Source organism: Paenibacillus sp. FSL R5-0341 (assembly GCF_037975235.1).
GTDB classification, from domain to species: domain Bacteria; phylum Bacillota; class Bacilli; order Paenibacillales; family Paenibacillaceae; genus Paenibacillus; species Paenibacillus amylolyticus_A.
Genome location: NZ_CP150241.1, coordinates 6241529 through 6264252 on the forward strand (window position 1 = coordinate 6241529; position 22724 = coordinate 6264252).

Annotated in this window: 22 protein-coding genes; 11 read left to right on the forward strand and 11 right to left on the reverse strand. The window is 46.8% G+C overall.

Annotation, left to right across the window (positions count from 1 at the left end):
• Positions 1 to 92: 92 nt before the first annotated feature.
• Positions 93 to 860: a class I SAM-dependent methyltransferase gene (locus tag MKX75_RS28000; protein ID WP_339167679.1), complete on the forward strand. Its 768-nt coding sequence runs from the start codon at positions 93 to 95 to the stop codon at positions 858 to 860.
• Positions 861 to 1036: 176 nt separating this feature from the next.
• Here MKX75_RS28000 and MKX75_RS28005 read toward each other — a convergent pair whose 3' ends face one another.
• Both MKX75_RS28005 and MKX75_RS28010 read right to left on the reverse strand, forming a co-directional pair.
• Positions 1037 to 2071 (reverse strand): NADH:flavin oxidoreductase/NADH oxidase, encoded by a 1035-nt coding sequence (locus MKX75_RS28005; protein WP_145150385.1) that lies wholly within the window; start codon positions 2069 to 2071, stop codon positions 1037 to 1039.
• Between the two features lie 44 nt (positions 2072 to 2115).
• Entirely contained in the window at positions 2116 to 2310 is a 195-nt protein-coding gene (locus MKX75_RS28010; protein WP_062836719.1) for a 4-oxalocrotonate tautomerase family protein, read from the reverse strand.
• Between the two features lie 442 nt (positions 2311 to 2752).
• On the opposite strand from MKX75_RS28010, the gene pepT reads away from it, so the two are divergent.
• On the forward strand, positions 2753 to 3991 hold the full coding sequence (pepT, locus tag MKX75_RS28015; protein WP_145150387.1) for a peptidase T: 1239 nt from the start codon (positions 2753 to 2755) through the stop codon (positions 3989 to 3991).
• A gap of 150 nt (positions 3992 to 4141) precedes the next feature.
• Here the strand turns inward: pepT and MKX75_RS28020 are convergent, their stop codons facing one another.
• Positions 4142 to 4834 (reverse strand): cyclic nucleotide-binding domain-containing protein, encoded by a 693-nt coding sequence (locus tag MKX75_RS28020; protein WP_339167680.1) that lies wholly within the window; start codon positions 4832 to 4834, stop codon positions 4142 to 4144.
• 282 nt (positions 4835 to 5116) lie between these two features.
• On the opposite strand from MKX75_RS28020, the gene MKX75_RS28025 reads away from it, so the two are divergent.
• Positions 5117 to 5956 (forward strand): methyl-accepting chemotaxis protein, encoded by an 840-nt coding sequence (locus MKX75_RS28025; protein ID WP_339167681.1) that lies wholly within the window; start codon positions 5117 to 5119, stop codon positions 5954 to 5956.
• A 144-nt stretch (positions 5957 to 6100) separates the two neighbouring features.
• Here the strand turns inward: MKX75_RS28025 and MKX75_RS28030 are convergent, their stop codons facing one another.
• Positions 6101 to 7537 carry an alanine/glycine:cation symporter family protein gene (locus MKX75_RS28030; protein ID WP_339167683.1) on the reverse strand — a complete coding sequence of 479 codons (1437 nt, stop codon included), beginning with the start codon at positions 7535 to 7537 and terminating at the stop codon, positions 6101 to 6103.
• Between the two features lie 247 nt (positions 7538 to 7784).
• Between MKX75_RS28030 and MKX75_RS28035 the strand changes: the two genes are divergently transcribed.
• Complete coding sequence (locus tag MKX75_RS28035) at positions 7785 to 8714, forward strand: response regulator (protein ID WP_062836714.1); 930 nt, start codon at positions 7785 to 7787, stop codon at positions 8712 to 8714.
• Positions 8715 to 8887: 173 nt separating this feature from the next.
• On the opposite strand, the gene MKX75_RS28040 is transcribed toward MKX75_RS28035, so the two are convergent.
• A complete protein-coding gene (locus tag MKX75_RS28040; RefSeq protein WP_062836713.1) occupies positions 8888 to 9064 on the reverse strand; it encodes an aspartyl-phosphate phosphatase Spo0E family protein in 177 nt (58 codons plus the stop codon).
• Positions 9065 to 9496: 432 nt separating this feature from the next.
• Between MKX75_RS28040 and MKX75_RS28045 the strand changes: the two genes are divergently transcribed.
• Positions 9497 to 10120: a GPR1/FUN34/YaaH family transporter gene (locus MKX75_RS28045; protein ID WP_036671640.1), complete on the forward strand. Its 624-nt coding sequence runs from the start codon at positions 9497 to 9499 to the stop codon at positions 10118 to 10120.
• Between the two features lie 204 nt (positions 10121 to 10324).
• Positions 10325 to 10837 (forward strand): acyl-CoA thioesterase, encoded by a 513-nt coding sequence (locus MKX75_RS28050; RefSeq protein WP_062837096.1) that lies wholly within the window; start codon positions 10325 to 10327, stop codon positions 10835 to 10837.
• Between the two features lie 34 nt (positions 10838 to 10871).
• On the opposite strand, the gene MKX75_RS28055 is transcribed toward MKX75_RS28050, so the two are convergent.
• Together MKX75_RS28055 and MKX75_RS28060 are read right to left on the reverse strand one after the other, a co-directional pair.
• Complete coding sequence (locus tag MKX75_RS28055; protein ID WP_339167684.1) at positions 10872 to 11948, reverse strand: anthranilate phosphoribosyltransferase; 1077 nt, start codon at positions 11946 to 11948, stop codon at positions 10872 to 10874.
• 18 nt (positions 11949 to 11966) lie between these two features.
• Positions 11967 to 12560: an ANTAR domain-containing protein gene (locus MKX75_RS28060; protein ID WP_062836711.1), complete on the reverse strand. Its 594-nt coding sequence runs from the start codon at positions 12558 to 12560 to the stop codon at positions 11967 to 11969.
• 590 nt (positions 12561 to 13150) lie between these two features.
• Here MKX75_RS28060 and nirB point away from each other — a divergent pair.
• Genes nirB through cobA form a run of 4 tightly spaced genes read left to right on the forward strand, consistent with a single transcriptional unit; the run spans position 13151 to position 17612 of the window.
• On the forward strand, positions 13151 to 15592 hold the full coding sequence (gene nirB, locus MKX75_RS28065) for a nitrite reductase large subunit NirB (protein WP_062836710.1): 2442 nt from the start codon (positions 13151 to 13153) through the stop codon (positions 15590 to 15592).
• 16 nt (positions 15593 to 15608) lie between these two features.
• Positions 15609 to 15926 carry a nitrite reductase small subunit NirD gene (nirD, locus tag MKX75_RS28070; RefSeq protein WP_062836709.1) on the forward strand — a complete coding sequence of 106 codons (318 nt, stop codon included), beginning with the start codon at positions 15609 to 15611 and terminating at the stop codon, positions 15924 to 15926.
• Positions 15927 to 15963: 37 nt separating this feature from the next.
• Positions 15964 to 16845, forward strand: a complete 882-nt coding sequence (locus tag MKX75_RS28075; RefSeq protein ID WP_339167685.1) for a formate/nitrite transporter family protein — start codon at positions 15964 to 15966, stop codon at positions 16843 to 16845.
• A complete protein-coding gene (gene cobA, locus MKX75_RS28080) occupies positions 16842 to 17612 on the forward strand; it encodes a uroporphyrinogen-III C-methyltransferase (RefSeq protein WP_339167686.1) in 771 nt (256 codons plus the stop codon). Before MKX75_RS28075 ends, cobA begins: the two co-directional genes overlap by 4 nt.
• 232 nt (positions 17613 to 17844) lie before the next feature.
• Here cobA and MKX75_RS28085 read toward each other — a convergent pair whose 3' ends face one another.
• Entirely contained in the window at positions 17845 to 18483 is a 639-nt protein-coding gene (locus MKX75_RS28085; protein WP_062836706.1) for a TetR/AcrR family transcriptional regulator, read from the reverse strand.
• 196 nt (positions 18484 to 18679) lie between these two features.
• Here MKX75_RS28085 and MKX75_RS28090 point away from each other — a divergent pair, with 196 nt between their 5' ends.
• Complete coding sequence (locus tag MKX75_RS28090) at positions 18680 to 19447, forward strand: SDR family oxidoreductase (RefSeq protein ID WP_076332059.1); 768 nt, start codon at positions 18680 to 18682, stop codon at positions 19445 to 19447.
• Positions 19448 to 20052: 605 nt separating this feature from the next.
• Here MKX75_RS28090 and MKX75_RS28095 read toward each other — a convergent pair.
• The 3 genes from MKX75_RS28095 to MKX75_RS28105 form a co-directional block, all read right to left on the reverse strand.
• Positions 20053 to 20307, reverse strand: a complete 255-nt coding sequence (locus tag MKX75_RS28095; protein WP_124116914.1) for a hypothetical protein — start codon at positions 20305 to 20307, stop codon at positions 20053 to 20055.
• Positions 20308 to 20478: 171 nt separating this feature from the next.
• Complete coding sequence (locus tag MKX75_RS28100; RefSeq protein ID WP_339167687.1) at positions 20479 to 21828, reverse strand: HAMP domain-containing sensor histidine kinase; 1350 nt, start codon at positions 21826 to 21828, stop codon at positions 20479 to 20481.
• The gene (locus MKX75_RS28105) at positions 21828 to 22505 is read right to left on the reverse strand and encodes a response regulator transcription factor (protein ID WP_036612327.1); all 678 of its coding nucleotides are present in this window, start codon (positions 22503 to 22505) and stop codon (positions 21828 to 21830) included. Before MKX75_RS28105 ends, MKX75_RS28100 begins: the two co-directional genes overlap by 1 nt.
• Positions 22506 to 22724: the final 219 nt, after the last annotated feature.

Below are 22724 nucleotides of genomic sequence, written 5' to 3' on the forward strand. Positions count from 1 at the left end.
CAATTCCAACCGTTGCCGGAAGGGATAATCCCGCTCACTTCCCTTCCACGTTTTCATTTTAATACATTTAAATTGTGGGGGACACCTATACTATGTCATTCAGTTATTACGGTCCATTATGCACCGCCGTTTATGATCTAACGAAACCTGTGGAACACTCCTTGGGAGGAGACATTGAATTTTATCGCCATTATCTCCAGCGCTGCAAAGGACGTATCCTTGAAGCCATGTCGGGATCAGGGAGAGTGCTCATTCCTTTGCTTGAAGCAGGCTTGAAGGTGGATGGAATTGATTATTCAATGGATATGATCGACTCTTGCCGTTCTCGTTGCACCGAGCGGGCATTGCCCATGCCTGAGCTGTTTGTTGCCGATCTGGAGAAGCTTGACCTTCCATATCGATACGAGGCAATTATCATTCCCGGAGGTTCTTTGCTCCTTATTCAAGATAGAGAGGCATCGATTAACGCATTACGTAATCTATTTCAACATTTGGAACCTGGAGGCAGGCTCGTATTTGATCTGTTTCTGCCCGATGTGACACAGCCCTCTTCGGTAGAAACATCAACCGTTTCATTACCTGACGGCGATACGATCACAGTAGAAGTGAGAACCATTGAAGTGAACCTTCTACACCAATACAAAGTGAGTCTGATCCGCTATGAACAATGGCATCAGGGCGCTCTTGCTGCTACGGAGCTTCAACAACTTACCTTGCGTTGGTACGGCGTAGAAGAGCTACGTCTAATTCTCGAACACATTGGGTTCTCCGACATCAAGGTATATGCAGACTTTAAACCAGATCAACCACCTACACAGTCGAACCAAAAATTCGTCTATGAAGCGACTCGAAGAGCGTAATCATCCGTAATTGAGTGTACTTGCTTCCCATTATACAGATAAGGCCACAGCATAAGGTTTAACCCATGCTGTGGCCTTTTTTTATTATATAAGATTTGCAATAATATTTACACGAGAACGCAGAGGAACGAAATAACTTGAAGAAGCGGAGTGGCAAGTGTAACTGTTAGTGCAAATTAGTATCCACGAGAATATTGCTCCGCAATGGCGGCTTGATCCTTGCTGACGCCCAACTCCAGAGCCGCATGGTTTGCCCAGTACGGATCACGTAACATGCCTCTGCCAACCGCAACCAGATCCGCGTCTCCGTTGCCAATAACCGCCTGAGCCAGCGCTGCATCCTCCAGCATACCCACTGCAATTACAGGAACGTTCAGTTCTTCACGGAAACGACGGGCAAATGGTACCTGGTACCCCGGATAGTTCCCAGGTTTCCGTTGTCCGGAAGGACCTTCTCCGCCTGAGCTGATATGGAACATGTCCACGCCTGCATCTTGGTAGGCGCGAGCGATATTGATCGTGTGGTCGATGTCATACCCACCATCTGCGTATTCTACAGCCGAAATCCGCAAAATCAGCGGCATGTCTGCTGGCATTTCTTTTTTCACTGCACGAATGACTTCAACGCCGAAACGGGACAGATCCTGCCCATACACATCCTCGCGATGGTTCATCAGCGGAGAGTGGAACTGGTGAATGAGGTATCCATGTGCGCCGTGCAACTCAATGGCATCCACGCCAGCTTGTACCGCGCGGCGAACGCCGTCTGCGAACTTCTGTACCATAGCTTCTACCTCTTCTGTACTTAACGCACGAGGCTCCTTGTACTTTTCTCCCGGGAAAGTGACTACCGATGGGGCTACCGGTTGCGGAGCATCCTCTGCTTTTCGTCCCGCATGTGCGATCTGAATAGCTATTTTGGAGCCGTAAGCATGAATTCCATCGACAAGTTTGGTGAAGGCCGGCACATGCTCATCTGACCATATACCCAAGTCATTGTCAGTAATGCGTCCATCTGGATCGACATCCGTCATCTCGATTACAATCAGTCCAGTTCCTCCAACCGCACGACTCACATAGTGAACCTGATGCCAATCGTTCGGAATGCCGTCCTTCGCCGTCACGGAATATTGGCACATCGGTGCCATGACGACACGGTTATTTAATTGCAAACTTTTGAATTGATAGGGCGAAAATAATTGCTCCGTCATTTATACTGCATCTCCTGTTCCTTGATCATGATATATATGAAGCCTTACTTATTGTCCAAATCCGAAAACATTTTTCCATTCTTGCCGTAGTTGTCCTTCTCCAGATCCTCAATGAAAATAAAGACCTTGCTCGGTTCAACATCCAGTGTCTCACAGGCTACCTCGGTCATACGTTCAATCAACTGACGTTTCTGCTCAGTCGTCTTGCCTTCCAGTACCTTAACGGTGATAAATGGCATGTCTTGAACACATCCTTTCTTCATCATTTATTATGAACCTGGCGTATGGAAACACAAGTACGTACATTTTTGTGCCTTGGTACCCTTTTTGATACCTAGTTATTCTCATATTTCGGTTCTGCCCCATTCTGGAAATGACTGCAAAACATGATATGATAACCATAGAGATGCACAATAATTACTATACCCAATTTACATAAGTTGTGACTAACGGTTACACGATAACGGAGAGGGTAGAAATAACCTGTAGAAGCGGAGCTAAAAGCTTTCTGCAAGAAAGCTACTTCGAAAGCATACGCTATCCTCAGATTTTCACCTTTGTAAAAGTGGATCAAAAAATCTGGGGATAACAGCGATCAGAAGGTTATTCTGGCCTCGTAGTGGATCAGTGTAAAACAAGTAGCTCAACTTATATACTACTCAAGCTAGGGAGAGATTATAGATGAAAGATATATTAATTCAAAGACTGAGTACTTATGTTCAGATGGATACCCAATCCGATGAAAATAGCGAGACCTGCCCTTCCACACCCGGCCAACTGGCCTTGGGCAAACTGCTCGTTGAAGAATGTAACTCCATTGGTCTGCAAGAAGTGACGATGGATGAGAATGGTTATGTCATGGCTACACTGCCATCCAATACCGACAAAGATGTTCCCGTGATCGGTTTCCTGGCTCACCTCGATACAGCGACCGACTTCACAGGCAAAAATGTTAAACCGCAGGTTATCGATAACTATGACGGTGCTGACATTGTACTTAATTCGGAACTGGATGTTGTGCTGTCCAACAAAGATTTCCCGGAACTGCACGAGTATAAAGGCCACACGCTGATTACAACTGACGGTACAACATTGCTTGGTGCAGACAATAAGGCAGGCATTGCCGAGATCATGACGGCGATGGCCTATCTGATTGACCACCCGGAAGTGAAACACGGTAAGATTCGGGTTGCTTTTACCCCAGATGAAGAGATTGGCCGCGGACCGCACAAGTTTGACGTAGCTGCTTTTGGAGCCAAATATGCTTACACCGTCGACGGTGGACCACTTGGTGAGCTGGAATACGAGAGCTTTAACGCAGCTGCAGCTAAAATTACCGTACGAGGCACCAATGTGCATCCCGGAACAGCGAAGAATAAGATGGTGAACTCTCTGAAAATTGCGATGGAATTGAATCGACGCCTGCCTGTAGAGGAAGCTCCTGAATTCACGGACGGTTATGATGGTTTCTACCATCTGCTGTCTTTAGAGGGTGACGTTGAGCTGACGAAGATGAGCTACATCATCCGTGATTTTGACCGGGCAAAGTTTGAAGAGCGTAAAACGAATCTGCTCCATATTGCAAACGAACTGAAGACCAAGTACGGAGAGAAAAGCATTACTGTGGAATTGAATGACCAGTACTATAACATGCGTGAGAAAATTGAACCCGTACGCCAGATCGTCGATATTGCCCATGAGGCCATGACCCGACTGGACATCGAACCTGTTATTCGCCCCATCCGTGGAGGAACAGATGGTTCACAGTTATCCTATATGGGTATGCCAACACCGAATATCTTCACTGGCGGTGAGAACTACCATGGCAAATTTGAATATGTGTCGGTAGACAATATGGTGAAGGCAACCCGTGTCATTGTAGAGATTGCTCAATTGTTCGAGCAACGCGGAGATATCTAATCTGCGTGAAGCGCAGTGTATAAAGAGCACCCTCTGGTATTTTCCCGAGGGTGCTCTTTATTGTACCGTACTGTATTGTTCCTTATTATATTGTGTCGTGTCGTTTCGTTTCATATAGACACACAAGCTTGTCCTTATTTTCAAAAACGATCACTCATATATATTGCCTCCTGCGATCGTACGTAGCTGTTCCAGATCACAGATTATGAGCTTCCGACGCACTTTGCGAATAATATTTCGATCACACAGATTGTGAACGACCCTGTTGAGATGTCTGTAACTAGTGCCCAGCATATCCGCAAGCTCGGTCAGTTTGGAAGTCTGAATCTCTTCCGAGGAGGACTCGTCCTGCTCCATCGTGGACAACAGGTAACTGGCAAATCGACTCTCTACCGGATATAACATATTGAGACTCGAAAGGTTCGAGAAGGTGTACAACTTATGCGTTACTTGACTGAGCATGAAGTGGAGAAATTTAGGATTCTCTGCATATGTATTCTGGAGAACGCGATAGCTGATACCAAGCAGCAGGCTTTTGCTCACAGACTCTACCGTATTATTGGCCTCCTTGCCATTGACCAGCTCCAGATCGCCCACGAGCGCGAGCGGTGTACTGAAACGAAGCAACAGAGACTTGCCGTTAGGCAGTGTGGTATAGATTTTGAGCTTACCCTGCACGAGAAAATACAATCGCTCCGGCCGCTCGCCTTTGACACATATCATCTCGCCCTTCACAGCCTCCAGCAGTCGCAACTCAGCGAGTGCAGACTCGTCCAGCACCTGATCCAATCCATTCTCACGTGCGAGTTGACGTACAAGCCCAAAGTCCATAATTTCTTTCATTCCGACTTCCCCTCCGTTGCCGTATATAACGTATACAAAAGGACATATGTCCCATAATTGATATAGATCCGTACAAATATCTTGATATAAAAATAGTTACAACTAGCACTTATATCCAATAAATCATTTCACATGGAAAACATTTAAAAATTTAATCATAAAATGTTCATTCTTTCATGCAAAATGCCGTTCACGAAAAGCCATTTCCGTCCGATGAAAGATAGAGCATTCCATAGATCGTAAAAATAATTTATTCAGATATTGAAAGGATGAGCATATTCAATGAACGTTGTAGATGCACTGCTTAAAGTAATGCCTTATATTAGTCAGATTCTAAGAGAACCAGCCAGCTTATCCGTATATGATCACGAAAAGGTATTGGAAGTTATAACAACAGAGAAATTTGACCTTGGTTTTGAAAAAGGGATGTTGCTCCTGGACTCATTTCAAAACTTTGCCGTCTTGAAAAATGGAAGAGAAGCTACCCTCACCACTTTACCTAAAGAAATTTATGGTATTGAGCTGGATACGCTGAACATTCCGATCTTTGATGATCAGCAAAAAGTCGTTGCCGTTTTCTGTGTGTCTTATGACCAATCTAATCAGAATCAACTTGAAGATATTATACAAGAAAACCAAACCATCAATGGTAATCTGGTTGATATGGTGCAACACGTTGCTGCTCATGCTGAAGAATTGCAGGCCACCAGTGAGCAGATCCTGCAAAACACACGACTTGCTGTTCAGAACTCTTCCCAAATCAACAAGGTAGCCGGGTTCATTCGCGAAATTTCCGAACAAACCAACTTGCTTGGCCTGAACGCCGCTATAGAAGCTGCCCGCGTTGGTGAAGCTGGTGCTGGCTTTGGTGTGGTTGCATCTGAAGTACGCAAACTCTCTGTAGATGCCAAACAAGCTACAAGTGATATCGATACCAGTCTGAGAGATGTACAACAGGTGATCAAACAGATGGAAGTTGAGGTTTCCCAGATTGCAGCCTCTTCACAGGAACAAGCCACGCTTGTATCTTCCTTCACAGATGTCATCGAGAAGCTCAATGACACGGGCGAGCGTATGAAAGCTCTGTCTGAACAACTGATCAGTTATTCCGTTAAAAATTAATCAAAATATATCTTTGATGAACTTTGGCTAGTGCAAAGATACATTTTATATGTAATAAACAGGACTCGGGTTGCCCATGATGGATAATCCAAGTCCTGTTTATTATGTCCGTTTGGTTATCATTAACCAAATTTAGTTGCAATCTTAATTTGCTACATGTAATGATTTGTCCCCAATCACTTCTTCTTCCGACTCCCAGCACTCCACTTCACCCGGAATAAGGATACGGTCACGGGTAAAGACGGGATCACGTCCTTCGGCCTTTTGCTTCTTATAGTCCTTCAGCGCTTCAAACGTCACCTTGGACAGCATCAGAATCGCAATCAGGTTCACCACCACCATGAGCCCCATGAACAGGTCCGCCAAATCCCATACCAGCTGTACTTTGGCTACCGCACCGAACACCACCATCGCGATAACGCAAATACGGTACACCCACAGCCAAATTTTGTTGGATTTGATAAACTCAATGTTGGTTTCACCGTAGTAATAATTTCCGATTAGCGTACTGAAGGCAAACAGGAACACCATGACCGCCAGGAATCCGGATGCCCATGAACCAATATGTACACTTAATGCAGCCTGAGTCAATTCAATGCCACCCAGATTAGAACCTTTGTAGACTCCCGATAGCAAAATAATCATGGCTGTGCTTGTACATATAATAAGCGTATCTGTCAGCACACCAAAAGCCTGAATAAGTCCCTGTTTCACCGGATGTGTTGTATCCGCTGTAGCAGCGGCATTCGGGGCACTACCCATGCCCGCCTCATTGGAGAACAATCCGCGTTTCACACCGTTCATCAGCGCAGCACCCAACGTTCCGCCTGCCACCTGCTCGATGCCGAAGGCATTTTTGACGATCAACGCAACCATAGCCGGAAGCTGGGTAATGTTAGCCAGCACCACAAAAGCCGCTACCCCAATGTACAATACGGCAAGCACAACGACGATGTACTCCGATGCTTTTGCAATCCGTTTGACACCGCCCATAATAATTCCTGCAAATACCACAGCCATAATGATCCCCACCGTTAACCGATCCGTACCGAATGAGTTTTCGAATGCGACGGTAATGGTGTTGGACTGCACCGCATTAAATACCAAACCGAATGAAAGCGTAATGAGAATAGCAAATAAAATCCCCATCCAGCGCTTCCCCAGCCCACGCTCCATATAATATGCCGGACCCCCGCGGAATCCGCCCTTATCCTTCACTTTATAGATCTGAGCCAGCGTGCTCTCCACAAAACTGGAGGCAGAACCAATAATCGCAATGACCCACATCCAGAATACAGCCCCAGGTCCCCCTAGTGCGATGGCTAGTGCAATACCGGTAATATTGCCTGTGCCTACGCGGGCCGCCATACTAATACAGAATGCCTGAAATGGTGAAATTTTGCCTGGTTCCTTACTTTTCGGCTCTCGAAGCACCTTCACCATATCTCCAATCATGCGGAATTGCATGAATCGGGTCTTGGTGGTGAAGTATATACCACATACTACCAATAGTATAATTAACACTTTGGACCATAGAAAATCATTGAAAATGACGACAATATCTTGTATTGTTTGCTCCATCGGTATGCCCCTTTTATATGGTGTATTTCAAGTACAGAGATGGGTCAGATGAAAAGTTTGTACCATTCTGCACAACACTAGCCCCAGACTTTGGGATGTTACTTATACTACAAGCGCATCTACGAAAATCGACAAATACCTACATGCAATCTCTACAATTATTTTAAAAATGGGCTTTGATTGCCCAATCATTGTCATTTAACCTGACATGTCAGGTTCTATGCAAGCAGGAAAGGAGATGACTGATATACGTTATTTTATCGTGGATGATGATCCTGGCGTTCGTTCCATGTTGATGGATATTATTGAGGATGAAGGGCTTGGCGATATTGCCGGGGAAGCCGAGGACGGCGCACATATTCACGCGGAACTGTTGGAGCTGCATAAGGTGGATGTACTGCTGATTGATCTGCTGATGCCACAACGGGACGGGATTCAGACTGTCCGGGCGCTTGAAGGAAGGTTCGAGGGCAAGATCGTCATGATCTCCCAGATTGAGTCGAAAAATATGATCGGCGAAGCCTATTCACTAGGGATTGAATATTACATTACGAAGCCGATTAACCGGTTGGAGATACTGTCTGTTCTACGGCTGGTAGGTGAGCGGTTACGGATGCAGCAATCCATCGCAGATATTCAGCGGACATTGCAGGGATTGTCCGGTTTGCATCCTAACGAGCGCACTGCGGCTCCGGTTCCGGACAAAACGATTACTACAGCAGGACATTTCCTGCTGTCCGAGATGGGCATGATCGGCGAAGCCGGCAGCAGAGATCTGCTGGATATGCTCGAATATCTGGAGCAGGTAGAGACAGATGAGCATAAGCTGTCGCCCTATACGTTCCCATCCCTCAAAGACATCTTTCAGAACGTAGCGGTACGCAAGCTGGGAGAGAACGCCTCTCTGGCAGAGGTTAACAAGGAGATCAAGGCATCGGAACAACGTGTCCGCAGAGCCATCTTTCAGACACTCAGCCATGTGGTTTCACTGGGGTTAACGGATTATACACATCCCAAGTTCGAGAACTATGCATCCAAATTTTTCGATTTTACCGAAATTCGCAAGAAAATGCTGGAGCTGCAAAACAATGTGGAGCCTTCCCTGTCCCAGACCCGCATTAATACGAAAAAGTTCGTACAGGTGTTATATCTGGAAGCCAAACGATTGCTGCATTAAGCATGATGCATGATGGATACGTTGCAAAAACAAACGGGCATGAATATTACGCCGGATGACACCTCCTTCTTAACTGGAGGCTGTCCATTTCGGCGATATTCATGCCCGTCTGTATGACCAAGCGCTACGATCTATTTCTTCGTTCCGTATATTAAATTAAAATCCATTCGGATTCAGGACCGTGAATGATTTCGGCTAATTCGGTTATACTCATTAATTAATTCGTCCAATGCCATAGACTGCCGAATCACATCGGGATGTCCAAGACCACCCTTGTTATGCTCTACCAGCATATGAAGGTTATGTCTGGCCTTTTCTATTTTATTTTTCAAATCCAAACTCATAACCATGACCCCTGATACCTCCTTATTCTGTGAACCATTTTAGTTTTTCCTGTCAATCTATAGTTGGATTAACATATGGCATAGGGGACAAGGATGTTTTGTATTCTTCTCCAAATTTTGATAAATACTATTCTATCACACAAGTGCGTATCCGAAAATGGCTGATTTAACGCTATTTTAGCAGTTAATTCAGGGTTGGATTTTATCGTTGTAGCTCATCATTCATAGCTAGAATGGATTGTGTCGTTATTGTGTATATTGAAAAAACAGAAGTCTATTGACTTAAAAGGTAATAAAATCCCTTTCCATAACGGGGCCATTCAGGTACAATAGGGCGATGTGTGTGTCCGGACCCGGCGGATACAAATGATGTAATTTAGAGGACGGCCAACGAAGGCATTGATCCTGATTTGATATTATTGGAGGCTTATCATCACCATGCAGACCGATTCACAGACTAAAGTCAAAATTGTTAATGCCGATCCCAGCGCAATGGGATTATTTGGGTTGGCAATTGTAACCCTGGTCGCTTCTTCCCAGAAGCTTGGCATTACAGAAGGACTTAGCTACGCTATTCCTTGGGCAATCTTCCTGGGTGCATTTGCCCAGTTATTCGCATGCATTCAAGATTCCAAACGTAACAATACTTTTGGCACAACAGCTTTTGGCGCTTATGCATTCTTCTGGTTCGCTATGGCTGCCAACTGGATGATCAAAATGGGCGTATTCGGTTCCACGCTTGCTGAACAGGCCGATGGCAAGCAGCTCGGATTTGCTTTTGCCGGATACCTGGTATTCACCCTGTTCATGACGATCGGTGCTATTGAAGCGAATAAAGTATTGCTTATCATCTTCATTCTGATTGACTTCCTGTTCCTTGGCTTGACCTTTGACGCTTTCGGCGTAGCTCCTCACATTTTCCACACCATTGCAGCATACGCTGAACTGGCGATCGGAATTGTGTCCCTGTATGGTACAGGCGCTTCGGTACTGAACGCCCACTTCGGTTATGCGTTCTTGCCGATCGGCAAACCGTCCGGCATTTTCAAACCCAAGGCTTAATATACAGCAGTAAACCGCCCGCGCGCCGGTCCGCGCCTGGCGGTTTTTTTGCACTCTGACTTCATTTGAATATGTATCTGACCGACACCTATACTAGGGAAATAGATCATAAATAGACCCTGCAACACATGAAATGTCACAGCAGCCATACTGTAAGGAGGAAAAAGCATGAGAGAGATACCGAAACCTACGGAGATGGATCAGGTGGAGAAAAAGTACGTACGCGAAACGCGTTGTTTTAAGACAGCCCGGGTATTTCCAACCGATGTCAATAATCATAACACGCTATTCGGCGGGAGGCTGATGTCCTATATCGATGATATTGCATCCATCGCCGCTTCCAAGCTATGCCGGGTCAATACCGTAACGGCTTCAACCGACTCTGTCGATTTCCTGTACCCGATTAACCCGACGGATTCGGTGACACTTGAATCGTTCGCGTCCTGGACAGGACGAAGTTCCATGGAGATTTTTGTGAAGGTAATCCGCGAGGATCTGAAGACCGGAGAGAAGAAAATTGCAGCGACCGCATTTTTGACCTTTGTGGCTCTGGACGAAAACAATCGCAAATTAATCGTACCGCGCATTATCCCGGAGACGGAAGAAGAGAAGAAACTATACGAGACCGCTCCGGATCGGGCGGCCATGCGGAAACAACGGCGGGAAGAGAGCAAGAAATTCGCTGACTTCCTAACCGTAACTTATCCTTGGGAATAAGAACACACTAAGCAATCACAATGTTGCACAAAGGTTATCTGGACGATGCCGGATAGATGGAGACTGCTCTGCTATCCGGCAGTTCGCCACCCATGGAGACACACCATTGCTGATAGATGCGATACGCTGAACCACTCTCCAGCAACCCCTGACAAGTGTATATGCCCTCTTCGATGGAATTGACACGCCCCGCTGCGTACAAGCGGAAACCCCCATTTAACAATACCTGATTCACAAAAGCAATATGACCGTCGCCACTTAACACACTTTCCGCCACTTCAAGCTGCTTGGCAGCCGTCCAGACCAGTTCCGGCACAGGCATATCCAGTTCGTAGGCTGCAGGATCAACCAGTTCGAGCTTCATATCACCGTCTTCCACGGCGTATACGCGGGTTGGCCGATCAATGTATAGATCCTCAGACCCTTCCATTCCCTGTACCACATAAGCACGGCGATAGTTAAACCGAGTGAGCAGCTTCGCAATCCGATCCAGAAAGGTATTATGAAACACACCGAACACCAGATACGGTGAATGGTTATAATCAATGAGTTTCTCTGCCGTGTTAAACACCGTGCGGAAACCTAGCTCTTCCCGTAACGGACGAAGCTTGCGAAGAGGCTCGCACCAATCCTCGGAGGATACATACATGACACCGGAACGCAACGCAGCCCCACGGGCATCTTCCCGGTCCATTTTACGTGTATCAATTCCCGCTTCCTTTAACAGAACCGACAGCGTAACTCCCCACTTGGGTGGTAAAGGATCGCTCCCATGTAAAGTCACCGGCAACCCGGCCGCCGCGAGTACAAATGCAACCGGAAATGTAGCCATGAACGACTTTGTCCGTCCGTCATAGGGACCAGCACAGTCCAATCCGTTCTGAAATACGGAGAACCGTTCCGCGCTGTTACGGCACGCATGAACAAAGGCTTCCAGTTCCTCGACGTTTTCCATTTTCATTCGTTCAGCCATTAGAAACGCAGCCGTCTGGGCAGGGGAAACCTCCTGTTTCAGGATTTTCTCTGCAACCGTCAGCGCCTCTGTATAATTCAGATCACGTGAGCCTCGTTTCCCACGTCCGACCTCTCGGAGTATCTGAGACATATCCATGGAGAATCCTCCTTCCAATTAAGACTGGAGCAGTTGATGTGCCTTCACAATCGCTGTAGCTACATCGACCATCCGTTTGCGTTCATCCATTGCTTTCTTGCGTAACAGGTCATAGGCTTCGGCCTCGGAGATCTGCTTCAGATCACTAAGGATAGCCTTTGCCATATCAATCCACTTTCGATCCTCCAGCCTGGATTGCAACTGCTTCCGTTCCTGCTCCCACTGTTTGCGTTCCATGTAGCGCCGGGCTGCAAAGTGAAGAGTCCAGTGGATCTCGGGCCCGGTCATGGATGGTGTAAGTATTCCATCTAGTGAGGTTTCGACCTCGCAGGATTCTGCGGAGGAAGAGGCTGTATCTGGCGCGCACCACCAGAGCAGCGGGGTATCCGACTTCCCCTTTCCCAGGCAGTTCCCCCAGTATTCCACATCAGTCAGGGATAGGTGCAAAATGGATGCTTCCGCCTCACGAGCCAACTTCAGCGCTTCCGTTTCACTACCTGCCACCTGTACATGGTACCCGTTTGCTCCCAGCAGCCTCTCCGGTGTCAGAGGGATTGCATCGGATGAGGCAGCTATCGTTGGTTGTACACGGATGACCAATAAAGATCGCATGATGGATCAATCCCTCCCTATTACGTATAGTCAGAGTCCATAACATTTAATGCATTAATACATGAAAGCAATGAATGTGTTATATTACCTAACAAAAAGCAGGTGGTAACGATTTTGCGTCTTAATTTTAAATTTCGAATCATCGTTTCACGCCTCATCATCCTGTAATAAAAAAGGGCAAAACACCTTACATGGCACCTTTTCTACAATGTTTATTGTATCCGGTATGCCAACTTCATCTAAATCCTTCATTCATATGAAGATATACTCGTAAAACTTCGTCGTCCATTCGATATTCCAATAAACTCATGTAAACATAATTAACTTTAAATTTCAAATACTTTTTTATGTTAACTATATTGACATGGGTGGATGGATCTTTTATAGTTAAGCCATAACAACTCCATATTTGAATCGATCACAGTTACAACGGCGTAGCTGGTTGAAACGGCAATGAAGCCTGTTTTGCAATCTCGGAGCAAGGGATGCGTATGTATATGCGCAGTCCTCCGAGGCATAACAGGCTTTTTCGATTTTAGAGACAAGGTTTTGAGGCAGTTTGCAGAATGGACCTAAGGGGGCTAATCATAATGAGTACAACGAAAAAACTGGTGCTGGTCGGTAATGGCATGGCGGGAATCCGCACAATTGAACATATCCTTAAGCTTGCTCCGCATGCTTATGAAATTACAGTCTTCGGTGCAGAGCCGCATCCCAACTACAACCGGATCATGCTATCCTCTGTATTGGCTGGCGGAACAACGATTGAAGATATCGTAATCAACGAGTGGAGCTGGTACGAAGATAACGGCATTCGGGTGTACCCGGGTGACCCGGTCGTTCAGATCGATGCCGAGCGCAAGGAAGTTGTATCTCAGAATGGTGTACGTGCATCCTATGATGAGCTGATTATGGCAACGGGTTCACAGGCATTCATCCTCCCACTTCCCGGTGCGAATAAGGAAGGCGTTATCGGCTTCCGTGATATTAAAGACTGCGAGACCATGATGGAAGCATCGCAAAAGTATCGCAAAGCTGCCGTCATTGGGGGCGGATTGCTTGGACTGGAAGCAGCGCGGGGGCTGCTCAATCTGGGCATGGACGTCACTGTCATTCATATTAACGGACATCTGATGGACCGGAATCTGGATCTCCCGGCAGGCCTGATGCTCCAGCGGGAGCTTGAAGAGCAGGGCATGAAGTTCCTTTTGAACAAACATACCGAAGAAATCACAGGGAAACAGCGGGTGAAAGCCATTCGTTTTACCGATCAAACGGTACTTGAAGCAGATCTGGTTGTCATGGCTGTCGGGATTCGTCCTCAGATTGAACTGGCTCGTAATACCGGCCTCGACGTGAATCGGGGTGTCATTGTAGATGATTATATGCATACCAGCATTCCTGGTATCTCTGCTGTCGGTGAATGTGCAGAACACCGCGGTATTGCCTACGGACTGGTTGCTCCATTATATGAACAAGGTATGGTGCTCGCGAAACGTCTGGCTGGTGCGGCAACCGAAGGATACGAAGGTTCAGTCACTTCTACCAAGCTAAAAGTATCTGGTGTGGACGTATTCTCTGCCGGACAATTCAAAGACGCTGCGGACACTCGCAGCATTCGTATTCAGGATGATGTTGATGGTGTGTACAAAAAGATGGTGATCAAAGACGGACAGCTGATTGGAGCTGTATTGTTCGGAGATACCACAGACGGCGCTTCTCTATTTTCCCTCATTAAGAGTGGTGAGAACATCAGCGGTCGTGAGAAAGAAATTTTGCTCGGTGTGCCTTCCGGTGGTTCAGGCTCAGGTCCATCTGTGGCAGAGCGCATGGCAAGTATGCCAGATGACGAGATCGTCTGCGGTTGTAACGGTGTTACCAAAGCTTCCATTGGAGATGCTGTACTGAACAAAGGCTGTAATACGCTCGGTGCAATCAAGTCCTGTACCAAAGCTTCCGCTTCTTGCGGTGGATGCAAACCCATTATCGAAAACCTGCTCACGTATTACGCAGGTGATAATGTAGGCGAACAGACCAAAGAAGGCATCTGTGGCTGCACATCCTATGATCGGGATGAAATTGTTGCACAGATCAAGGAAATGGGACTTAAAAACGTTAAAGAAGTTATGAATGTTCTTGGGTGGAATGAACCGGAAGGCTGCTCCAAGTGTCGTCCTTCCCTCAATTATTATCTCGGCATGATCTGGCCGGCTGAATACACAGACGAGCGTGTATCCAAATTCACCAATGAACGTTATCACGCCAACATCCAGAAGGACGGTACCTATTCCGTTATTCCACGGATCTATGGTGGTGTCACTTCCCCGGCGGAATTGATTAAGATTGCTACTGTCGCGGAGAAATACGATGTGCCATTAGTGAAATTCACGGGTGGACAACGACTCGATCTACTCGGTGTACAAAAGGAGAACCTGCCGAAGATCTGGGAAGAGCTCGATATGCCTTCCGGTTTCGGTTATGGCAAGGCGCTGCGTACGGTGAAGACTTGTGTAGGTAATACGTTCTGCCGATTCGGTACACAGGATTCCATTGAGATGGGTATTCGACTGGAGAAAAAACTCGACAAAATGGTTGCTCCGGCCAAAGTGAAACTCGCCGTATCTGGATGTCCGCGGAACTGTGCTGAAGCGACGATCAAGGATCTGGGTGTCGTCGCAATCGATGGTGCTTGGGAGATTCATGTTGGCGGTAACGCTGGAGTCAAGGTTCGTGCAGCCGAGTTGCTCTGTACGGTGAAGACCGATGCGGAAGTGGAAGAGTGGACTTACTCTTACCTGCAATACTATAGAGAGAACGCAAAATGGAATGAGAGAACAGCGGCTTGGATTGAACGCGTAGGTCTGGATCATGTGAAGGAAGCATTGGCCGATCGGGATGTACGTCTCGCTCTGGTTGAACGTCTGGAAGTTACACTGGGTCATACGGTTGATCCTTGGAAAGAAATCATTGAAGACGAGAAATTGCGTAAAAACTTCACCCCACTGTCCGGTGCCGAGCCGGTAACCCACTAGAAGAGGAGGAACAGCGATGAACAAATTCCGGATTGGACACGTTGCGGATATTGATGAAAAGGGAGCACGGACCTTCCTTGTACAGGATACCGAAATTGCAGTCTTCAAGCTGAGCGACGGAAGTCTGCACGCCGTCGAGAATCGCTGCCCTCACAAGGGCGGAAAACTGTCGGAGGGCATGGTATGCGGGACAGCCGTCCATTGTCCTTTGCATGATTGGAAGATTGATCTGCGTAACGGCAAGGTACAGGAGCCGGATGAAGGCTGCTTGAATACCTACAAAACCGAAGTGGATGGCAACAGCGGAGAAATTTACATCACGATTGCGGGTTAAATGCTAGAGATACCCTGACATCAAGGAGGCGTGCGCTATGGATTTTGTTAAACCTGCAGAAGTGCTGCAATCGATGGTCGAAGCTGGTGAGAGCAAAGCCAGAATGAACCGGGTACAGATGCTGATCCGCGGTTTTCTGGCAGGGGCTATTCTCGCCTTTGCAACCACACTGGCATATACCGCTGTATCTCAAACTTCCGTTGGTTTGGCAGGTGCACTGATATTCCCGGCGGGATTCGTCATTATTATTCTGCTGGGTCTTGAATTGGTGACAGGAAACTTTGCGATGCTTCCACTCGCAGTGTTGAAACGTAGAATTACATGGATGGATATGCTCCGGAATTATTTCTGGGTGATCACAGGTCATCTGATCGGATGTGCATTCTATGCCCTATTATACGGACTGACCATTACGAAGATGGGTACGGATATGAGCAACCCTCTGATTCAAACACTGATCCAGACCAGTGAAACCAAAACATTGGGATATCAGCATCTGGGCGGAGCAGGTATTGTTCTGGTCATCATCAAAGCCATTCTATGTAACTGGATGGTCACACTCGGTGCAGTGATGGCAATGACGTCCACTTCTACACTGGGTAAAATTGTAGCAATGTGGCTGCCTATTACGATATTCTTCGCCCAAGGTTTTGAACATGCTGTGGTGAACATGTTCGTCATCCCGGCAGGTATGATGCTCGGTGCACAGGTTAGCGTCGCTGACTGGTGGCTGTGGAATCAGATCCCCGTATTGGTGGGCAACCTCATTGGCGGAGCTGTATTTACAGGCCTCGGTCTGTATGCCGCTCATCACTGGGGAAATCCAGTGAAGCTCTCGTCCAAACTGGCAACGGTTCAGGGTGGTCGTTCAGGATTGGCAAGTTCCGATGTCGCACCCAAATTGGGGACACGATCATGAGCCGGGGCCTGGTTAGTATTGTTGGCGCTGGGCCTGGAGATCCGGATCTGATTACGGTAAAAGCCCTGAAACGTATTCAGTCCGCAGATGTCATTATGTATGATCGGCTTGTGAATGATCAATTGCTCGCTGAGGCTCCTGAAGGAGCACTCCGCATCTATTGCGGCAAGGCTCCAGGCCTTCACTCCATGAGTCAGGAAATGATTGGACGAATGCTTGCTGCGCATGCAGCAGAAGGCAAACAGGTCGTACGACTCAAGGGTGGCGATCCGTTCATCTTTGGCCGTGGTGGTGAAGAAGCGCTTGTGCTGGCGGAAGCAGGGATTGCATTTGAAATCATTCCCGGCATCACTTCAGCTGTAGGCACGTCCGCTTCCTCCCTTATTCCGTTAACCCATCGCGGGGTTGCTTCATCCTTCGCATGTGTCACGGGAACCGGTAGCGACGGAAGTGTATCTTCGGTGCGCTGGGACCTACTCGCTCATAGTGTCGATACACTGGTCATCTACATGGGTATTAGCCAACTTCCTCAGATTCAACATGAATTGCTTCGCCATGGCAAAAGTGGACACACCCCTGCGGCTTTAATCGAACGGGGAACCACTTCGGAGGAACGGATTATTACCGGCACACTTGCCGAACTCCACTCCCTCGCCAAGTCGCATCAAGTGAATAATCCCGCATTAATCATGATTGGAGAGTCGGTCCTGGTTCGCGAGCAGCTACTTCAGATGCAGCAGGCCGCTAATGCCTCCATGACAGGGTAATCGAATTGGATTTCTTCATCTATATCAATTGAACTAAACATTTACACAAAACGGAGAGGACAGAAACGACCTGAAGAAGCGGAGCGTTCGCCTTTATCCCCGGATTTACCCTTTATAAAAGGAATCATAAAATCTGGGGATAACAGCGATCGGAAGGTTGTTCTGTCATCGGAGTGTGCAGTGTAAATATTCTTTAGTTCAATTGATATAGAACAAAACTCTCATTCGACCTTTAATCCAACAGCATACGTTCATGAATAGTCCGACCCTTCTGCCCTGGTTCAATCAGCAGACGGGTCGGTTTGATGTTAATAAGCGCTGTAAGCTGTTCCCCCATATAATGCGCAGAATACTTGAATCCAATCTCCGCCCAATGCATAATCACACCTACCGTAGCAGAGACCAGATAACTTAACATGATGTCGTAATTAATGGTTTGCTCGCTATCTTCGGTCACCAATACAAAATCCTCGGTTAAATACGTTCTAAACATATTACACAGCCGTGAGCTCATATCTGAATGCATCGTGATTAATGCACGGAAAATATCCTGATGGGCCTCAATATATTCGAATACAGGCATCGTGGATGGCAGTAATGCAGTCATGTCCACTTCTTTGAGCTGTGCATACGGTTCTGCGTAAGCTTGCCCCACTCCCTGCATGAAATCATCCAGAATGAACTGCAACAACTCCGGTTTGCCGGGAAAATGTAAATAGAAGGTTCCTCTGTTGTAATCCGCCCGTTCCGTAATATCCCGGATTGTGAGGGCATCTGCTCCCTTTTCTAATATCAAAGAAACCGCCGCAGCGATGATCGCATCCTGCGTTCTTCGTGCTCTCCGGTCCTGAGGATGTTCAATGATCAACATTTTCGCCTCCTTTGTTCATTATTGTAAACTAAATGAACACCGCTTACATCTCTGTCCGATAGCTGACATATGCGCTGTCAATGATTATTGTCACATAGCTATGTATATCTTAACATTGAGACAGGAAAGATAGACGACAGGTTGAAACTTTTTTTTAAGAAATGCCTGCCAATACAGAATAAGGAGCGAGTATATCATGAGTACATCGTATACACATACAGCCGTTATTACAGGAGCAGCCGGAGGCATTGGTAAAGAATTGGCACGCCGCCTCGCAGAGCGCAAAATCAATCTGGTTTTGGTGGATCTGAATGAAGAAGCCATCCAGCAAACGATCACCGATCTGAACCTCGACAAAGAGCATGTCATTGCTGTAAAAGCAAACGTATCTCAGGAAGCAGACGTGAAAAACTATGTGCAAAAAGCACTGGATGCATTTGGCCGAATCGATTACTTTGCCAACAACGCCGGGATTGAAGGTCCAACCGGACTGATCGAAGACCTGAGTGTTGAAGCACTGGATACAGTCTATAACGTCAACATTCGTGGCGTATTCCTGGGTCTGCAAAATGTCATTCCGGTGATGAAAAAACAAAAATCCGGTGCGATTCTAAACACCTCTTCCCTTGCGGGTCTGATGGGCGCACCTGCCGTATCTCCATATATTATGTCCAAACATGCCGTGGTTGGTCTCACACGTACCGCTGCGAATGAACTGGCACCTTACAATATCCGGGTTAACGCTGTATTGCCAGGCACAATTAATACCCGTATGATGCGTCAGATCGAAGCAAACTCCGGTAACGTGGAAGATTACCAGTCTGCTACGGTATCTGCCATTCCAATGGGCCGTTACGGTGAACCGGAAGAAGTTGCTGCGGTAATGAACTTCCTGTTGTCCGAAGAAGCATCCTATGTCACAGCATCCCTCTACACCGTAGATGGCGGCATGATGGGTCAATAAGAAGCCGTACACTGTAGGATTGATAGGCATTACCTAAAAAATCTTACCTTACAGCGATGTCCAATAGGGATGACTGTAGGGCAAACAGATGAGTGATGCGATGAGGTTGTCCGATAGGTCGGCACTCTTAGAGCCGTACTCATAGCGAGACTCGACAAATGATCCGATATAGTGGCCCAGTACGATAGAACTCAATTTCTATCCTTAGTAGCGTTAAACCAACAGGTGACCTGTAGGCATGCCAGGTCGCTACAATCTAAAAAAGGCCTCAACACCACAGTATTGTGGAGTTGAGGTCTTTTTGACGTACAACACTTGCCACGCAGAAGGCTGCATATGTGAAATTCACTTTAGAAACAGCCATCTAACACCTTGTTGCACTCTGTCATCACTCTAACGAATCTAGGGCACCTTATATCGACTAAAAGAGCTTATTTCCCAAACTAACGAATCTCAGCCACGCTAATTCCGCAAAAATGCTGCAATTGCACCGAAAATCCCTAAAATCCCGAGAATAACGTGTCTGAGATTCGTTACATTCACATACGAGCGAGAAATACCCGAATAACGGCTGTCAAGTTCGTTAGATTTTGCCTACACTTAACTTAATCGACGTATCCCGCGTGACCTTTGTCCATCAAGTAGTCCATCTCAGCATCCAAAATGCTTTCCACGGTCAACTCATCGAGTTTCACATCTTTACGACTAAGGATATAGTCCGCCAGATCATCGCCGTCAATATCCACATCGTTGCCTTTGGCATTTTCATGCGCCTTGTTGATGTACGCTTGCTCATGCTTCAGCACAAGAGCGATATTCGCCTGGCTTGCCTTCGTTTTATCTGCAATATATTGCATCATTTCTTGTTCATTAATTGCGTTTGCTTCTGCCACGTTCAGTTCATCTCCTTGATTCATACATACTGTTGCCATTGTAGCATAGGTTAACCCATTACAGGCAGAACTTATGCCTGACGAACGATTATAGAGCGGTAGCGAAGGTTAGTGTTGAGCCAGCGTATCACTCCAACCCTACGACAACCGCACGTAAAATGTAGCACCCTCTCCGACCACGCTTCGAGCATACACCTCTCCTTTGTGCTGATCCACGATGGAACGAGCAATCGCTAGACCCAGACCATGCCCACCATGTTTGCGGGCTCTTGAAGAATCGGTACGATAGAATCGATCGAAGATCCGATCCAGATGTTCCGGCGCAATGCCGTCACCTGTATTGGACACCGCCAACATAACATCATTATTCTGTCTCTGGAGCGTAACGTTTACGGACCCTTTAGGACCGGAGTACTTCACAGCATTATCCAGCAGAATCAGAATGACCTGTTTGATCTGCTCACTGTTCCCATGAACCATAAGATTCGGCTCAATGTTGTAATCGAGGGAGATGTTTTTCTCAAATATAACAGCTTCCATCGGCAAAATAATACTCTCTACCGCATCGCTCATATTGAACTTCGCATGAATCATCGTGGAGCGCGAATCATCCATCTGGGTCAGATAGAGCAGATCATTCGTAAGTCCGGTCATGCGCTCGGTTTCCGACTTGATATAGTGCAGCCACTTCGCCTGGTTCGCTATGGTATCCTCCTGATTGGCCAGAAGTACGTCGGCATTCGTATTAATGATCGCCAGAGGTGTCTTCAGCTCATGAGAAGCATCTCCGATGAATTGTTTTTGCTTCTCAAACGCTTCTCTGACCGGCGCAATGGAGCGATTGGCAAAATAACGGCTCAGGAAGTAGATGACAATCAGCATGACCAATCCAACAACTGCAAAGGTATAGATCAGATTCGTAAGAATACCTTGTTGCGCTGTCACATCAATGAATACGATCATATGCCCATCACCGCTCGGGTCAACCACATAGGCCCAGTCCGTTCCATCTAGCGCAAATTGCCCCGTCTGCCGTTCTGAATCACCAACTTTATTCTGGTCAACCTTTTGCAACGCCTCGGTGTAGAACGTATCTTCCATATCGAATCGGGAATGCGTATCCGTAATCTTCCACTGGTCATCCGTCTTGATCATAAATGAAACGGAACGTGCCGGAGGTGAGTTGGGATCCCCTCCCGGGCCTCCATTATTACCACCCATGGCATCGGAGGGCAATGAATCTGAACCTGCGCCTGTACTTGAACCTGTACCAGAACCTGTCCCTATCCCCCCATCTTCCCCGCGCGGCATCTTGGATGAATTATAAGGACTGTGGTAGAAATCAGATACCTTGTACAGCTCCATGCTGGTCTCACGTTGCACATTCTGGTACGTAATCGTATAGATCGTCGCAAATGCTACCAGCATCATAATGGAGATGGACACCAGATTCACGATCAGGAACCGATTTCGAAGTTTCTTGAACATCAGGACGTCACCTCAAGTACATACCCCACACCCCGAATCGTGTTAATGCGGACGGCAGAGTTCAGGAAGGTTAATTTTTTGCGTAAAAAAGAGATATATACTTCCACATTGTTATACTCCACTTCCGAATCAAATCCCCACAACTTCTCAATAATCTGCTCTTTGGAGGTAATCGCCTGTTTGCGGGCAATCAACAGCTCCAGCAGTTCATTCTCCTTCAGATTCAGCTTGATCTCCTTACCCTGAACGCTTAGCTTCAACTGGGTTGTATTCAGCTCAATGTCGCCAAATTTTAGTCCATCCTCGGGAACCACTTCGCCCTTCCGTCGTAAGGCTGCTCGAATCCGTGCCAGCAATTCCTCCGTGGCGAAGGGCTTGGCGATATAATCATCGGCGCCATAATCGAGGCCTGTGACTTTGTCCGATAGTTCACCTTTCGCAGTAAGCAGAATGACAGGCGTATGATTTCCTTCACTGCGGAGTTTCTTCAGGACAGTGATCCCGTCCATTTCCGGCATCATGATGTCGAGTAGTAACAGGTCGTAGATGCCGCTCTGCGCATAATCCAATCCTGATCTGCCGTCGTGGACCATGTCCACGGAGTAGTTGTTTTTTTTCAAAATCTGCGATACAGCCTCTGCCAAATGAACCTCATCTTCCGCAATTAATATTCTCATGCTCTATTCATTCCTCTGCTTGAATTATTCGTCTTCATTAAAACTCTTTATGATATCACCTATTCTACCAATTAAACCTTGAATCAATCTTAATTCATTTTGTGCATGCGAACTATTATAGGAAGGTAAAAAAATGTTAACGCAATGTAAAACCATTTAAGATTCATTCAAGGTTGGGGCTCTAAGATACAGACATGGAAGCAATACACGATGCAACAA